This window comes from Streptococcus sp. A69, assembly GCF_058556195.1.
In genome coordinates, this window is the sequence record NZ_JBZUJU010000002.1 from 265,997 (window position 1) to 282,911 (window position 16,915).

The 16,915-nt window shown below is 40.0% G+C and carries 11 protein-coding genes; 7 read left to right on the top strand and 4 right to left on the bottom strand.

What is annotated here, in order from left to right; genetic code table 11:
* Positions 1–46: 46 nt before the first annotated feature.
* On the top strand, positions 47–943 hold the full coding sequence (locus tag AC4ME5_RS05370) for an SPFH domain-containing protein (RefSeq protein WP_000244063.1): 897 nt from the start codon (positions 47–49) through the stop codon (positions 941–943).
* Between the two features lie 106 nt (positions 944–1,049).
* Positions 1,050–1,265 carry a capsule biosynthesis transcriptional regulator gene (locus AC4ME5_RS05375; protein ID WP_000241003.1) on the top strand — a complete coding sequence of 72 codons (216 nt, stop codon included), beginning with the start codon at positions 1,050–1,052 and terminating at the stop codon, positions 1,263–1,265.
* 92 nt (positions 1,266–1,357) lie between these two features.
* On the opposite strand, the gene AC4ME5_RS05380 is transcribed toward AC4ME5_RS05375, so the two are convergent.
* Positions 1,358–2,098 carry an amino acid ABC transporter ATP-binding protein gene (locus AC4ME5_RS05380; protein WP_000193353.1) on the bottom strand — a complete coding sequence of 247 codons (741 nt, stop codon included), beginning with the start codon at positions 2,096–2,098 and terminating at the stop codon, positions 1,358–1,360.
* Entirely contained in the window at positions 2,095–3,663 is a 1,569-nt protein-coding gene (locus tag AC4ME5_RS05385) for an ABC transporter substrate-binding protein/permease (RefSeq protein ID WP_033605877.1), read from the bottom strand. Before AC4ME5_RS05385 ends, AC4ME5_RS05380 begins: the two co-directional genes overlap by 4 nt.
* A 130-nt stretch (positions 3,664–3,793) precedes the next feature.
* Between AC4ME5_RS05385 and AC4ME5_RS05390 the strand changes: the two genes are divergently transcribed.
* On the top strand, positions 3,794–5,686 hold the full coding sequence (locus AC4ME5_RS05390) for a DUF2207 family protein (RefSeq protein WP_491800274.1): 1,893 nt from the start codon (positions 3,794–3,796) through the stop codon (positions 5,684–5,686).
* A 59-nt stretch (positions 5,687–5,745) separates the two neighbouring features.
* On the top strand, positions 5,746–6,591 hold the full coding sequence (locus AC4ME5_RS05395; RefSeq protein ID WP_491800275.1) for an undecaprenyl-diphosphate phosphatase: 846 nt from the start codon (positions 5,746–5,748) through the stop codon (positions 6,589–6,591).
* 154 nt (positions 6,592–6,745) lie between these two features.
* On the opposite strand, the gene dinB is transcribed toward AC4ME5_RS05395, so the two are convergent.
* Entirely contained in the window at positions 6,746–7,807 is a 1,062-nt protein-coding gene (gene dinB / locus AC4ME5_RS05400; protein WP_491800276.1) for a DNA polymerase IV, read from the bottom strand.
* Positions 7,808–8,043: 236 nt separating this feature from the next.
* Here dinB and pflB point away from each other — a divergent pair, with 236 nt between their 5' ends.
* The 3 genes from pflB to AC4ME5_RS05415 all read left to right on the top strand — a co-directional run bounded on the left by pflB (position 8,044) and on the right by AC4ME5_RS05415 (position 16,342).
* On the top strand, positions 8,044–10,359 hold the full coding sequence (gene pflB / locus AC4ME5_RS05405; protein WP_491800277.1) for a formate C-acetyltransferase: 2,316 nt from the start codon (positions 8,044–8,046) through the stop codon (positions 10,357–10,359).
* Positions 10,360–10,689: 330 nt separating this feature from the next.
* Positions 10,690–13,788 (top strand): Spy0128 family protein, encoded by a 3,099-nt coding sequence (locus tag AC4ME5_RS05410; protein ID WP_491800278.1) that lies wholly within the window; start codon positions 10,690–10,692, stop codon positions 13,786–13,788.
* A gap of 448 nt (positions 13,789–14,236) precedes the next feature.
* Complete coding sequence (locus AC4ME5_RS05415; protein ID WP_491800279.1) at positions 14,237–16,342, top strand: ATP-dependent Clp protease ATP-binding subunit; 2,106 nt, start codon at positions 14,237–14,239, stop codon at positions 16,340–16,342.
* Between the two features lie 59 nt (positions 16,343–16,401).
* Here the strand turns inward: AC4ME5_RS05415 and AC4ME5_RS05420 are convergent, their stop codons facing one another.
* Positions 16,402–16,884 carry an S-ribosylhomocysteine lyase gene (locus AC4ME5_RS05420; RefSeq protein ID WP_000032544.1) on the bottom strand — a complete coding sequence of 161 codons (483 nt, stop codon included), beginning with the start codon at positions 16,882–16,884 and terminating at the stop codon, positions 16,402–16,404.
* Between the last annotated feature and the right edge of the window lie 31 nt (positions 16,885–16,915).

Consider the following 16,915-nt stretch of genomic DNA (forward strand, 5'->3'; position numbering starts at 1 on the left):
GATAACGATGGTGTTATAATGAGGGTGATGAAAGGGGGAGATTCCCATGGTTTTACAAATTTTACTTGTTTTATTGTTTTTAGTGGTGATTGCATCAGTGATTACGATTAGTTCTGTATATGTGGTTCGACAACAATCTGTCGCTATCATAGAACGCTTTGGTAAATACCAAAAGTTGAGCAATAGTGGTATTCATTTGCGGGCTCCCTTTGGGATTGATAGGATTGCGGCAAGAGTTCAACTACGCTTGTTGCAAAGTGAGATTGTTGTAGAGACAAAGACGCAAGATAATGTATTTGTAACGATGAATGTAGCAACTCAGTATCGAGTAAATGAAAACAACGTCACAGATGCCTATTATAAATTGATGCGTCCAGAAGCCCAAATTAAATCCTATATTGAAGATGCTTTGCGTTCATCTGTACCAAAGCTAACCCTAGATGAGTTGTTTGAGAAGAAGGATGAAATCGCCTTAGAAGTTCAAAAACAAGTGGCTGAAGAAATGTCTACGTATGGGTATATCATTGTCAAAACGCTGATTACTAAGGTTGAACCTGATGCTGAAGTAAAACAATCCATGAATGAAATTAACGCAGCTCAACGTAAGAGAGTTGCAGCGCAAGAACTTGCTGAAGCAGATAAGATTAAAATCGTGACCGCAGCAGAAGCAGAAGCAGAAAAAGATCGCCTACATGGTGTAGGGATTGCAGAGCAGCGTAAAGCAATTGTTGACGGACTAGCTGATTCTATCAAAGAGTTAAAGGGAGCTAATGTTGAGCTGACTGAAGAACAAATCATGTCTATCCTATTAACGAACCAGTATTTAGACACATTGAATAATTTTGCAGAAAAAGAAGGAAATAATACAATCTTCCTACCAGCAAATCCTAATGGAGTTGAAGATATAAGAACTCATATATTATCGGCTTTAAAAGCCAAATAAAAATATGCAGAATAATATAGTTGTGACGAATATATGTTTTTTTATTGACAGATAAAATAAAAACGTATACAATTAGGAATTGTAAAGAATAATTCAGGAGAAGAACATGGTTAAGTCAAACTTTGAAAAGGTAGAAGCAGTTGTTGGCTGGGTCCGTGATAAGAAGATCACAGGTTACCGTATCTCTAAAGAAACGAATGCGCGTGAAATGTCTATAATTGCCCTAGCGCAAGGACGCGCAAAAGTTAAAAATATTTCATTTGAAACAGCTCTTAGTTTAATCGATTTCTATGAAAAAAATCATGAAAAATTTGAAGATTGAACTGTGGTTACAGGCAGATTCCTGAATCGAGTCTGCCTTTTATTTACAATTACAAACTAAAAAGACTGCATTCTGTATGCAGTCTTTATTTATTAATTGAGATAACGCTGAAGGAATTCTTTGGTCCGTTCTTCTTTAGGGTTTGTGAAGAGTTCTTCAGGTTTACCTTCTTCTGCAATGATTCCCTTGTCCATGAAGATGACACGATGGGAAACATCGCGAGCAAATTCCATTTCGTGGGTTACAACAATCATGGTCAAGCCTTCTTGAGCTAGGTCCTGCATAATTTTGAGGACTTCTCCGACCATTTCGGGGTCAAGGGCAGATGTAGGTTCGTCAAAGAGAATGGCGTCAGGATTCATGGAGAGTGCACGAGCGATAGCTACACGTTGCTTTTGTCCACCTGAAAGTTGTTTAGGCTTGGCTTGCCAGTAACGTTCTCCCATACCAACTTTTTCGAGATTCTCTTTGGCAATTTTTTCAGCTTCAGAGTGGTCGCGTTTGAGTACAGTCGTTTGGGCAACGATAGTATTTTCAAGGACATTCAGATTTTCAAAGAGATTGAAAGATTGGAAAACCATACCGAGCTTTTCACGATAATGGGTGAGGTTATAGCCTTTTTCTAGGACATTTTCTCCGCGATAGAGAATCTCTCCTCCTGTAGGTGTTTCGAGTAAATTGATTGAACGAAGGAAGGTTGATTTTCCGCTTCCCGAGCTTCCGATGATGGAAATAACCTCTCCTTTATGGACGGTGAGAGAAATGTCTTTTAGCACTTCGTTTTGCCCATAGGATTTTTTTAGGTGTTTGATTTCAAGGATTGGTTGTGTCATTTTTTCAAATCCCCCGTTTGCATTTGGTTAGCACCTGTAGTGTAAGTATCCATGTCCATATAGCGTTCGATAAAACGTAGGATACGGGTCACAGTGAAGGTGAGGACAAAGTAAATCACTGCAATGATGGTAAAGGTCTGGAAGTATTGATAGGTTTGCGTCGCTACAGTATTTCCTGAGAAATAAAGCTCGACAACTGAAATAACGTTCAATACAGAGGTATCTTTGATATTGATGACAAACTCATTACCAGTAGCAGGTAGAATATTACGGACAACCTGAGGAAGGACAATTTTACGCATGGTTTGATTGTGGGTCATACCAAGAGCGGTTGCAGCTTCGAACTGTCCCTTGTCAACTGCTAGAATACCACCACGAACGATTTCTGTCATGTAGGCGCCTGTGTTGATTGAGACGATAAAGATAGCAGCCAGTGTCCGATCGAGATTGATACCGAAAGCTTGAGCAGTTCCATAGTAGATAACCATGGATTGAACAATCATCGGTGTACCACGGAAGATTTCAATATAGACATTGAGAATCCAACCGACTAGTTTTTGTAGGCTGTAAATGGCTTTGTTTTCCGAGAGAGGAGCCGTACGGAAGACACCAATGGCAAGACCGATAATGAGACCTACGATAGTTCCGATGATTGAGATTAAAAGAGTGACACCTGCGCCGCGCACGAGCTGTTGCCAGTTTTCAGAAAGAATTTTAGCAACTTGGCTGAAGAAATTACTGCTACTTTCTTCAGTTGTTGTGGCTTCGGCAGGTTGCTCCTGAATCATACGATCCATCAGAGCAACTTGTTCATCTTTGGAGATGGTTTCAATACTCGCATTGATTTGGCTGATGCGGCTGTCATCTTTACGAAGTCCAATGGCAATAGCTGTATCTTCTTCGCCAGTTTTGAAACCGGGTTCTACTTGGACCATCTTGAACTTAGAGTTAGCGGCTTCAGCAGTCAGTGCTTCAGGGCGTTCCGAAACATAGGCATCAATAACACCGGCTTCCAGAGCTTGACGCATTTGAGCGAAGTCGCCCATAGCTGTTTCTTTTTTGGCACCTGGAATTTGAGAAATCAAATCATAAAGGTAAACACCTTGTTGAGAAGTGATTTTTGCTCCGCTAAAATCTTCCAAAGATTTGGCATTTGCATAGGCAGAGTCCTTTTTAACCAATAGAACTGGCTCGCTAGTATAGTAACTGCTTGAAAAGGCAATTTCTTGTTTACGTTCAGCGGTTGGGCTCATACCGGCAATGATCATATCGATTTTGCCAGAAGTAAGGGCTGGAACAAGTCCTTCCCACTTGGTTTTCACGACCAAAGGTTCCTTACCTAGATCTTTGGCAATCTTTTTAGCGATTTGAACATCATAGCCGTTGGCATATTGGTTGGTACCGTCGATTTTGACAGCACCATTACTATCGTCGTCTTGGGTCCAGTTGAAGGGAGCGTAAGCTGCCTCCATTCCGATGCGTAAATATTCGTCGGCTTGGACTTGGCTAACCAGTCCTAATGTAAGGGCTAGGCTAGCAAGGATAGATAAGCATAATTTTTTCATGTTTTCTCCTATTTCTAGTCTAAAAATGACTTCTCTCTATTGTATCTAAAAATGGTGAGATTTTCAATACAAGTAAGCCTTTACTTATAAAAAATGATATAATGGTGAAAAGATTGAAAGGGAATCAATTATGAAAAAAAGATGGCTGGTGACTTTGGTATTTGCTTGTTTATTATTTATACCGAGCTTAGTTTTTGCAGTAGACTTTGATATCTTATCCTATCAGGGTGATTTGAATATTCATGCAGATAATACTGCAATTTTTAAGGAAACAATCACCTACCGTTTTGGAGATGATTATAATGGCCAGCTAGTTGGACTAGGAAAAGCTGGGAAAATGCCAGAAGGATTTGATATTGATCCCGACCCGACCGTTCAAGTGTCTAAAAATGGGCAAATAATTCAAAATGTTTCCTTTTATACTATGGAGGAAGAGGACGGCTATAAGGTAAAAATTTACAATGCTGGATATGCCGGAGATACTGTTCGGGTGACAGTTACCTGGCAACTATCAAATCTTCTCTTCTTATACAAGGATATAGCGGAGCTAAATTGGCAACCCTTGACAGATAGTTCTGGAGATATTAAAGAGTTTGAGTTCAAGGTCAGCTCTGAAAATCCAGCAGAGAAACTCTATTTCCATACAGGAAAACTCTTTAAGGAAGCTAGTGTCAAAAAGGTAAATGATTTCTACCAGGCCAAGATGAAAGATCTTCCGAGAAATCGTCAGGTGGAACTACATGCCTATTGGCCGAGAAGTGCTTTTGCAGAAGCTCCGGATCAAGGCTTGGTATCTGATAACCTCATTTGGTTTAAAAGAGTTGAGCTTGAAATAGCAAGTGAAAAAGCTTCGAACAAGATTGTGATGATGTGGCTTATTCCAATTGTTTTGACGGTTCTTCTGTTTGTCGGTTTAATCTTTTATAAACGTTTCAAAAAAGAAATTAGTCCTAAGAAGAAATTTGCTAAGAACCATCGTCTCTATGAGCCACCTATGGACTGGCCTCCGATGGTTTTAGCAGAGAGTGTATATTCTTTATCACTGGGCGAAATGAAACCGGGAGCAAAAGGATTTGGTCGTTTTACATTTGAACGAGTCATTCAGGCTACTTTGCTGGATCTAGTAGATAGAGGGCATTTGGCTATTAAGAAAGGGGAAAAAGAGCCAATTCTTAAAATTATAAATGAAAGTGGATTGGCAAATTTTGAGAAGGAATGTCTGAAACTTTGCTTTTCAGATAAGAAAGAGTTGGCAATTTCGGATCTGTTTTCAGATTATCAGGTTTCACCTAGTATTTATCGTGGAGTTTCTAAAAAGGATGCAAAGCAGGTTCAGGAGATAGGGAAGCAGCTGAAACGTTCGTTTGATAGACGCATCTCTAACATTGAAAAGCGCGTCAAAGACAAGGTGCATGCGTTGCGTATTCCAAATTATTACCGTCCTTTGAGTACGGGTGAGAAGAAACTATCTCTGGCTATGTGGATTGGATTAATTGGTTCAGCCGTAGGGAGCTGGCTATTCTTCTACTGTAGTTGGAACACGTATGGTTTTGTTTCGTTCTACCTCCTCTTTTTGGGATTACTTGCTTCCATTACTTTAGTGCTAATTTATGTTGTAACATACGGGTATTATGATAATGGTGTCTTGACAGATGAAGGGGCAGAGGTTTACTATCACTGGAAGAGTTTTGAAAACATGCTTCGCAATATCGCCCGTCTAGACAAGGCTGAGTTGGAGAGTATCGTCCTTTGGAATCGCCTTCTGGTCTATGCGACTCTTTTTGGTTATGCCAAAAAGGTCAGCCAGTTAATGAAAGTTCGGCAAATTCATCTTGAAAATCCAGACTTAGATAGTTACATTGCCTATGGCTGGTATGCGCAACTTCATACCTATACTGGACAGATGAAATACTATGCAGCGGTCGCAAATACAGCAAGCAATTACTCCGTCTCTTCTGGAAGTGGTTCTTCAGGTGGAGGATTCTCAGGAGGCGGAGGCGGTGGTAGCATCGGTGCTTTCTAAAAAATCTATCGCAGAATCCGAAATTATGCTATAATAGAGGACAGAAAAAGGAGTAATACATGTATCTTATTGAAATTTTGAAGTCGATCTTTTTTGGGATTGTTGAAGGAATTACAGAATGGTTGCCCATTTCAAGTACTGGTCACTTGATCTTGGTTGAAGAATTTGTACAATACAAGGACCAAAATGAAGCCTTCATGTCCATGTTTAATGTTGTTATTCAGCTCGGCGCTATCTTAGCGGTTATGGTCATTTACTTTAACAAGCTTAATCCTTTCAAACCTGGTAAAAATAAGGTAGAAGTCCGTCGAACTTGGCAATTGTGGTCAAAAGTCCTCGTAGCGACCTTGCCTTTATTGTTAGTCTTTAAGCTGGATGATTGGTTTGACACTCATTTTCATAATATGGTTTCAGTTGCGATTATGTTGATTATCTATGGGGTTGCCTTTATCTATCTTGAAAAAAGAAATAAGGCGCAAGCTATTGAACCAACAGTCACAGAACTTGAAAAGCTTCCCTACAAGACAGCCCTCTATATCGGACTTTTCCAAGTCCTCGCCCTCTTCCCAGGGACGAGCCGTTCAGGTGCGACGATTGTCGGTGGTTTATTAAATGGAACGAGTCGCTCTGTCGTAACAGAGTTTACCTTCTACCTCGGAATTCCTGTTATGTTTGGGGCTAGTGCTTTAAAGATTTTCAAATTTATAAAAGCAGGTCAACTCTTGAGTTTTGAACAACTGTTCTTACTTTTGGTTGCTATGGGAGTAGCCTTCGCGGTCAGCATGGTTGCTATTCGCTTCTTGACTGGCTATGTGAAGAAGCACGACTTTACCCTCTTTGGTAAATACCGTATCGTACTCGGTAGTGTCTTGTTGCTCTATAGTTTTGTGCGTTTATTTGTATAAGAAAAAGAGTCTGGGACAAAAAGATTTTGATTTTAGGAATTCTTTATTATAAATTTTTAAAATCGATAGATTAGACAAAAAAGCGAACAAGACAGAATTCTGAGTGTCAGATGACTGATTTTGTTCGCTTTTTACATTTAAGGTTAGACTCTTTTTAAAATCCTGTTACTGTTATTCCTAGTAGACGGATACCTTTTTCTTTTTCAGCTAGTTCTTCGTAGAGTTGAAGGGCAGTTTGAGAAATCTGACTAGCATCCTGTGTAGCTTGTGGGAGGCTTTTTCGTCTAGTGAGAGTGGAGAAGTCAGCATATCGTATTTTTAGGATAATGATTTTTCCAGCTTTGTCTTGTTTACTGAGATTGAGAGCTACTTTTTCAGAGAGAAGAGTCAGCTCTTTTTTGATGTCCTCTTCATCTTGGAGAATCTTACCATAGGTTTTCTCCTTGCCGATGGACTTACGAATGCGATTGGACTTGACTGGAGAATTGTGAATACCACGAGCCTTTCGATAAAGATCATAACCGAGTCTGCCAAACCGATCGATCAAAGTGATTTCAGGAATTTCTAGCAGATCTGCACCAGTAAAAATTCCCATTTGATTCAGCTTTTCAACTGTTTTCTTACCTACACCATGAAATTTGGTGATATTCATTTTCTTGAGAAAATCTTCAGCCTCTTCAGGGAGAATCACTGTCAAACCATGTGGTTTTTGATAGTCACTAGCCATTTTAGCTAGAAATTTATTGTAGGAAACGCCAGCAGAAGCAGTCAGGCGTAGCTCTCTCCATATATCTTGTTGAATCAATCGGGCAATTTTAACAGCTGACTTGATACCGAGTTTATTTTCTGTTACATCCAAGTAGGCTTCGTCAATACTCATAGGTTCAATCAAATCAGTGTAACGTTTAAAAATAGCTCGAATCTGAAGACCCACTGCCTTATACTTTTCATAATTCCCGGAGATAAAGACGGCTTGGGGACAACGCTCATAAGCTTCTTTGGAACTCATGGCAGAGTGAATACCAAAGGCTCGCGCCTCGTAACTACAAGTAGAAACAACTCCCCGTCCGCCTGTTTGTCTTGGGTCGTTTCCAATGATGACAGGTTTTCCTTTTAACTTAGGATTGTCTCGTATTTCCACCGCAGCAAAAAAGGCATCCATGTCAATATGGATAATTTTTCTTGACAAATCATTAATCAATGGAAATATGAGCATTTTTTCTCCTTTCTAGCGTCATTTTCTATTCATTATACCTTTTTTTCTGAAAAAATGGAAAAGAGTAATTCTTCTTTCAAATATATAATACAGATTGTGCTGAAAAATAGACTGTATCAGAACAGAAAGTGACAAAAAAGCCGGTTTTTGCTTGTTGAAACCGGTTACTGTGTGGTATACTTGATTTATGAATGTAACAGATAGTTGTTACTAGAAAGAAAAATGAGGACATTAACATGGTTGTTAAGACAGTTGTTGAAGCGCAAGATATTTTTGATAAAGCTTGGGAAGGCTTCAAAGGCGTAGATTGGAAAGAAAAAGCAAGTATTTCTCGCTTCGTTCAAGCTAACTACACACCTTACGATGGAGATGAAAGTTTCCTTGCTGGACCAACAGAACGTTCACTTCACATCAAAAAAATCGTAGAAGAAACAAAAGCACATTACGAAGAAACTCGTTTCCCAATGGACACTCGTCCAACATCTATTGCTGATATTCCTGCTGGATTTATCGACAAAGAAAACGAATTGATTTTTGGTATCCAAAACGATGAACTCTTCAAATTGAACTTCATGCCAAAAGGTGGTATCCGTATGGCTGAAACTACTTTGAAAGAAAATGGATACGAACCAGATCCAGCTGTTCACGAAATCTTCACTAAATATGTGACAACAGTTAACGACGGTATTTTCCGTGCTTACACTTCAAACATCCGTCGTGCTCGTCACGCTCACACTGTAACTGGTCTTCCAGATGCCTACTCTCGTGGACGTATCATTGGTGTTTACGCACGTCTTGCTCTTTACGGTGCAGACTACTTGATGCAAGAAAAAGTAAACGACTGGAATGCAATTAAAGAGATTGATGAAGAAACAATCCGTCTTCGCGAAGAAGTAAACCTTCAATACCAAGCATTGCAACAAGTTGTTCGCTTGGGTGACCTCTACGGAGTTGATGTTCGCAAACCAGCGATGAACGTTAAAGAAGCGATCCAATGGGTTAACATCGCCTTCATGGCTGTCTGCCGTGTGATCAACGGTGCTGCTACATCTCTAGGACGTGTGCCAATCGTACTTGATATCTTTGCAGAACGTGACCTTGCTCGTGGTACATTTACTGAATCAGAAATCCAAGAGTTCGTTGATGATTTCGTTATGAAACTTCGTACAGTTAAATTTGCTCGTACAAAAGCTTATGACCAATTGTACTCAGGTGACCCAACCTTCATCACAACTTCTATGGCTGGTATGGGTAACGACGGTCGTCACCGTGTTACTAAGATGGACTACCGTTTCTTGAACACTCTTGACAATATCGGTAACTCTCCAGAACCAAACTTGACAGTTCTTTGGACTGACAAATTACCTTATAGCTTCCGTCGTTACTGTATGCACATGAGCCACAAACACTCTTCAATCCAATATGAAGGTGTTACAACAATGGCTAAAGACGGATACGGTGAAATGAGCTGTATCTCATGTTGTGTATCTCCACTTGACCCAGAAAATGAAGAACAACGTCACAACATCCAGTACTTCGGTGCTCGTGTTAACGTATTGAAAGCCCTTCTTACTGGTTTGAACGGTGGTTACGACGATGTTCACAAAGACTACAAGGTATTTGACATCGAACCAATCCGTGACGAAGTTCTTGAATTCGAATCAGTTAAAGCTAACTTTGAAAAATCTCTTGACTGGTTGACTGACACTTACGTAGATGCTTTGAACATCATCCACTACATGACTGATAAGTACAACTACGAAGCGGTTCAAATGGCCTTCTTGCCAACTAAACAGCGTGCAAACATGGGATTTGGTATCTGTGGATTTGCCAACACTGTTGATACATTGTCAGCAATCAAATACGCTACAGTTAAACCAATCCGTGACGAAAATGGCTACATCTACGATTACGAAACAATCGGTGAATACCCACGTTGGGGTGAAGATGACCCACGTTCAAACGAATTGGCAGAATGGTTGATCGAAGCTTACACAACTCGTCTACGTAGCCACAAACTTTACAAAGACGCTGAAGCTACAGTATCACTATTGACAATCACATCTAACGTTGCTTACTCTAAACAAACTGGTAACTCACCAGTCCACAAAGGTGTATACCTCAACGAAGATGGTTCTGTGAACTTGTCTAAACTTGAATTCTTCTCACCAGGCGCTAACCCATCTAACAAAGCTAAAGGTGGATGGTTGCAAAACTTGAACTCACTTGCTAGCCTAGACTTTGGTTACGCAGCTGACGGTATCTCATTGACAACTCAAGTTTCTCCGCGTGCTCTTGGTAAGACTCGTGACGAACAAGTGGATAACTTGGTAACAATCCTTGATGGTTACTTCGAAAATGGTGGACAACACTGTAACTTGAACGTTATGGACTTGAAAGATGTTTATGACAAGATTATGAATGGCGAAGATGTCATCGTTCGTATCTCAGGATACTGTGTAAACACTAAATACCTCACTCCAGAACAAAAAACTGAATTAACACAACGTGTCTTCCACGAAGTTCTTTCAATGGATGACGCACTGAGCTAAGATTCAATTAGAATAGTAAGAAAGCCAGTCAAAATTGACTGGCTTTTTACTATAAAAATCAGAGATCTATCTAATTGTAGATGCACCATATACTTAGTTGTAAACATTAGTTAGTTGATATAAATAGCTCAAAATTTACTGGCCAACTTATAGAATGATCCAAATATGTGTATTTTGAAGTTATTATACTTGAATAGATTGTATTGAGATGTTATAATATATTGGATAAACTCTAATTAGTGATTCAGTGATAGAGATTGTCAGAATGGTATGTTTTAATCTCACGGGGAGATTAAAATTAAAAATTTCATATAGAAAAGAGGAAAAGAGATGTCGAAAAGTAAAACGTCAAGAATGCTTTCTAAATTTTCTGCGTTAGCTTTTGTTATTTTAGGTCTAGCTTCTGTTTTAGTAGGTGTTGTTAAAGCAGATAATCCTGTATCAAAAGAACTTACACAAGTGATTACAGGTATTGATCTGTTGGATGCTTCAGATACTAAGCAAACTGTTACATCTGAAGGAGATTTTTCGGTCCGTACAGGCAATGCTTACAAGCTTCGTGTAACGTTCGATCTCAAACAGTACAATGAGAACTTGAATAACGGGGATTATTTTACTTTTGATATTCCCGCTCCTATGACGGTTTATAATGGTAATCAAGAGTTGATTGATCCAGTTACCCAAGTAGCGATTGGAGAAGCAGTTGTCACTTCAAGCGGTAATGACCAAGGTGGTAAGGCAAAGATAACCTTGAAGAACTTGGATAAATATTTGGCTAGAACTGGAGGAGACAAAGTAAAGGATGTATCTGGTAACTTTTCTGCATCATTTAGATTTTTAAAGGATCAGAAGATGACTTTAATTAATTTTAATTCCTCTTCAATGAAGCAAGAAATTAAACATGTTTATAGTTCAAAAACGATTTCAGGTCCCAAAGTTGGTACTGAAAATTATGCTAAAATTGGGGGACGTGCTACCCTTGAAAGTTGGAACTCTCCAAAACTGGCTGAGATTGGTTCGGTTAGCAAGGGAGATGCATGGTCTACCTGGCGTGTACGTGTAAATACAGAGAAACAAGACTTAGGACAAAATATTGTATTACATGATACTATACCAAATGATGATACTAGTTATACTCCCGCACAGTATATTCCTGAGACTCTAAAAGTGTATAAGGCAAATATCACTGTTGGGACTTCTGCTGTTCCAGATGATGCAGTTTTGCTAACTGAGGGACAAGACTATACCGTTTCGTGGAACGAAAACTATACTTCATTTGATATCATTTTTAAAGATGGAACGACCTCTTATATAGTATCTTATAACACAACAACTCCTAATGATGGAAGTAAAGTAGGAAATAGGGTTGCTCTGTCATTGGCTGACGGGACTAAATTAGCACAGAATACAAGTCGTCCGGGAGCCCTTGATATGACAGCTGAGGCGACATCTTTGATTTCTGGTACGATTGTAGCATCTACTGCTTACCAAATTAAGATTCATAAGACTGATGCCTTCACTCTTGCTCCAGTTTCGGGTGCAGTATATACTGTGACAGCAGCAGATGATGCAAGTGAAACAACAGAAGTGACTACGAATGAAAAAGGAGTAGCGCTTACGAAAACTTATGATCAGAAATGGGAAGGTAAAACTTTCAAGATTAAAGAGAAGACAGCTCCAGCTGGCTATAAGCTAGATGAGAGAGAGTATACAGTTAAACTCGGAGCAGCAGGTTCTACTATTCATCTTAAAGACGAACCTGTTCCAGCTGTATTCAATGTGACTGCTAAGAAAGTGGTAGAAGGTCGTACAGATAAACTTCCTAAAGCAGATGAGTTCACATTCAACCTATACACAGCTGAAAACTTGAAGGATCCAGTAGCAACAGCAAAATCAAAAGCTGACGGAACGATTACCTTTGAGAATATTGAGTTGAAAGGTGCGGGAGCTTATCACTACATCATCAAAGAAGATACTTCTAAAGCAATTGATGGTATCACATTTGATGAGGAAGGCAAGGAAGTTACTGTAACAGCAGCATTCCAAGGTGGAGTATTGACAGCTTCTGTTACTTCAGCAGAACCAACTTTCACTAACACATATAAAGCAGCTTCAACAAGCGCGACTATCAAAGCTAAGAAAGTCTTGAATGGTAAAGACCTTGTGGCTGATGCTTATACTTTCGAATTGAAAGAAAAAGATGCAGTTGTAGCTACAGCTAAGAACGCTGCTTCAGGCGAAGTTGTCTTCAACGTCAACTACACAGAAGCAGGAGAGCACACTTACACTATTACTGAAAAAGCAGGAACAGAGTCAGGTGTGACATACTCAACAGAATCTTACACAGTTAAAGTGAATGTGGTAGATAACGGTCAAGGTCAATTGGTTGCGACTGTAGAAGATGCGGATGCAGAACGTCCTTTCACTAACACATATAAAGAACCAGCTCCAACAGCTACATCAGCAACACTTGAGTTTACGAAAGAATTGACTGGTCGTGCTTTGGTTGATGGTGAATTCCAATTTGAATTGTATGAAGGTACAGAAAAACTTGATACAAAAACAAACCAAGCTGGAAAAGTAAGATTTAATGCAATCAACTATGATGCAGAAGGTGTTCATACTTATACTGTAAAAGAAGTGGATGCCGGAGCAACTGGTGTTACTTACGATAAGAAAGAAAAGACTGCAGTGGTAACAGTAACCAAAGATGCAGCAACCAACGCCTTGAAGGCAGCTGTTGAATATCCAGCAGGTAATGTCTTCAAGAATAGCTTCAAAGCACCAGCGGTAGAAGCTACGATTGAAGCAACTAAGAAACTTGAAGGTAAAGAACTTGTGGCTGACGCTTATACTTTCGAATTGAAAGAAAATGGCGCAGTTGTAGCAGAAGCTAAGAATACTGCCGAAGGTAAAGTGGCCTTTGTTCGTTCATTCGAAGAAGCAGGTACTCACACTTATACCTTGGTTGAAAAAGTTGGTACTGAAGAGGGTATTGAATACGATAAGACTGAGCACACTGTGACAGTCACTGTAGTTGCGGATGGTCAAGGTCTCTTGACTGCGATTGTTTCGTATGCGGATGGTAAAGCAGTTGTATTTACAAATAAATACACTGTTCCAACACCAACGCCAGAACCAAATCCAAATCCAGCTCCAAATAATCCAGGAACAACGCCAGATCCAGCACCAACACCAGATCCAACACCAACACCGGATCCAACACCAACACCAGATCCAAATAAACCAGGAACAAAACCAATTGATCCAGGACAAAAAGAGGATCCAACACCAACACCTCCAGCAACTGAGGAAAAAGGTAAAGCTGAACTTCCAAACACAGGTGAAGCAACATCTATCTTCTCAGCAATTGGATTTGTAGTCTTGGCATTGAGCGGATTGGTATTCTTCGTAAAACGTAAAGCTTAAGCTTGCGTAGGAGAAACATGAAACTTGGTAAGTGAGAATATTCCTTCTCTCTTAAACTTGATAGAGAAAGTCTCTAGAAAATTCGTTTTCTAGGGGCTTTTTTCTGCTTCAAAAAAATTTTTTAAAAATAGTCAAATTTGGTCAAAAGTTATTGACTTTCCCTGACCAATGTGATATAGTAGAAACATAAGGAAAATGAATTCCTTAAATAGCTCACTTTCAAGAAATTAGTCTTTGAGAATGAGCTATAGAATCCCAAGAAAGGGGTGAGGCCTATGTTAAATCTAACAGACTTTGAAAAGAAAATGATAAAAGGCTTATTTAAAAAAGAAAAACCAGAAGTTATTCTTAGGGTAGCTAGTTAGCTAGTCTAAAATTTTTAAAACAAAGGTTAAAGATAGTCAATATCAGAGATCGCGTATAATTAAGAATAAACGAGGTAAGGAATATGAACAACAACTTTAATAACTTTAACAACATGGATGATTTATTTAACCAATTGATGGGTGGTATGCGAGGATATAGTTCTGAAAACCGTCGCTACTTGATTAATGGACGAGAAGTGACACCTGAGGAATTTGCTCATTATCGTGCAACTGGTCAATTATCAGGTAATGCAGAATCTGATGCGCAAATGCAACAACATGCTTCAGGTATGAAACAAGACGGTGTCCTTGCTAAGCTAGGTCGTAACTTGACGGCGGAAGCTCGTGAGGGCAAGTTGGATCCTGTTATCGGACGAAACAAGGAAATTCAAGAAACATCTGAAATCCTCTCACGTCGCACCAAGAACAATCCTGTACTTGTCGGAGATGCAGGTGTTGGTAAGACAGCCGTTGTCGAAGGTCTAGCACAAGCCATTGTGAACGGAGATGTTCCAGCTGCTATTAAGAACAAGGAAATTATTTCTATTGATATCTCAGGTCTTGAGGCTGGTACTCAATACCGTGGTAGCTTTGAAGAAAACGTTCAAAACTTAGTCAATGAAGTAAAAGAAGCAGGAAATATTATCCTCTTCTTTGATGAAATTCACCAAATTCTCGGTGCTGGTAGCACTGGCGGAGACAGCGGATCTAAAGGGCTTGCAGATATTCTCAAACCAGCTCTCTCTCGTGGTGAATTGACCGTTATTGGAGCGACAACTCAAGACGAATACCGTAACACTATCTTGAAAAATGCAGCTCTTGCTCGTCGTTTCAACGAAGTGAAGGTCAATGCTCCTTCAGCAGAGGATACCTTTAAAATTCTTCAAGGAATTCGTGATCTCTACCAACAACACCACAATGTCATTTTGCCAGACGAAGTTTTGAAAGCAGCAGTGGATTATTCTGTCCAATACATTCCTCAACGTAGCTTGCCAGATAAGGCTATTGACCTTGTTGATGTAACGGCAGCTCACTTGGCAGCTCAACATCCTGTAACAGATGTGCACGCTGTTGAACGGGAAATTGAGGCAGAAAAAGACAAGCAAGAAAAAGCAGTTGAGGCAGAAGACTTTGAAGCAGCTCTTAATGCCAAAACACGTATTGCAGAATTGGAAAAGAAAATCGAAAACCACACAGAAGATATGAAGGTGACTGCAAGTGTCAACGATGTGGCTGAATCTGTGGAACGTATGACTGGTATTCCAGTTTCACAAATGGGAGCATCAGACATCGAACGTTTGAAAGATATGGCTCATCGTTTGGAACACAAGGTTATCGGCCAAGATAAGGCGGTAGAAGCTGTCGCTCGTGCTATCCGTCGTAACCGTGCTGGTTTTGATGAGGGTAATCGCCCAATCGGTAGCTTCCTCTTTGTAGGGCCTACTGGGGTTGGTAAGACAGAACTTGCTAAGCAATTGGCGCTCGATATGTTTGGAACTAAGGATGCGATTATCCGCTTGGATATGTCTGAATACAGTGACCGCACAGCTGTTTCTAAGTTAATCGGTACAACAGCTGGTTATGTTGGGTATGATGACAATAGCAATACCTTGACAGAACGTGTTCGTCGCAATCCATACTCTATCATTCTCTTGGACGAGATTGAAAAGGCTGATCCTCAAGTAATTACGCTTCTCCTCCAAGTCTTGGATGATGGTCGTTTGACTGATGGTCAAGGAAATACCGTTAACTTTAAAAACACTGTCATTATCGCAACATCAAATGCTGGATTTGGCTATGAAGCCAACTTGACAGAAGATGCAGATAAACCAGAATTAATGGACCGTTTGAAACCATACTTCCGTCCAGAATTCCTCAATCGCTTTAATGCAGTTATCGAGTTCTCACACTTGAATAAGGAAGACCTTTCTAAGATTGTGGACTTGATGTTGGCTGAAGTCAACCAAACCTTGGCTAAGAAAGACATTGATTTGGAAGTTAGTCAAGCAGCTAAGGACTTTATCACAGAAGAAGGCTATGATGAAGTTATGGGTGTTCGTCCACTCCGCCGTGTGGTGGAACAACAAATTCGTGATAAGGTGACAGACTTCCACTTGGATCATCTAGATGCTAAACATTTGGAAGCAGATATGGAAGATGGTGTTTTGGTCATTCGTGAAAAAGCCTAACACAAGATTTTGAGAATAAAAAAAGAAGGAACTAGCTAAAAAGCTGGTTCCTTTTGTGTTTAGATGACATGACGCTCAAAGGCATCATCTGAGATTCCTTGTTCTAGGATAAGTTTCGCCCATTCCTTAGCAGAAAAGAGGCTGTGGTCCTTGTAGTTTCCGCAAGATTCGATGGTTGTTCCAGGGACATCTTCCCAAGTGGTAGTCTCAGCGATTTCCTTGAGCGAATCCTTGATAACAGCTGCAATCTCGGCGCTAGTATGGCGTCCCCACATAATCATGTGAAAACCTGTACGGCAACCAAATGGCGAACAGTCAATCATGCCGTCGATTCGAGTACGGATGAGTTTGGCCAAGAGGTGTTCGATAGTGTGAAGCCCAGCAGTAGGGATAGAGTCCTCATTTGGCTGTACCAAGCGAATATCAAAGTTGGAGATGATGTCTCCCTTTGGTCCGGTTTCTTCCCCAATCAAGCGAACGTAGGGTGCTTTAACGATAGTGTGGTCAAGCTCAAAACTTTCAACAATAACTTCTTTTGACATGGTAGTTCCTTTCAGTTTTCTTCTTTCATTA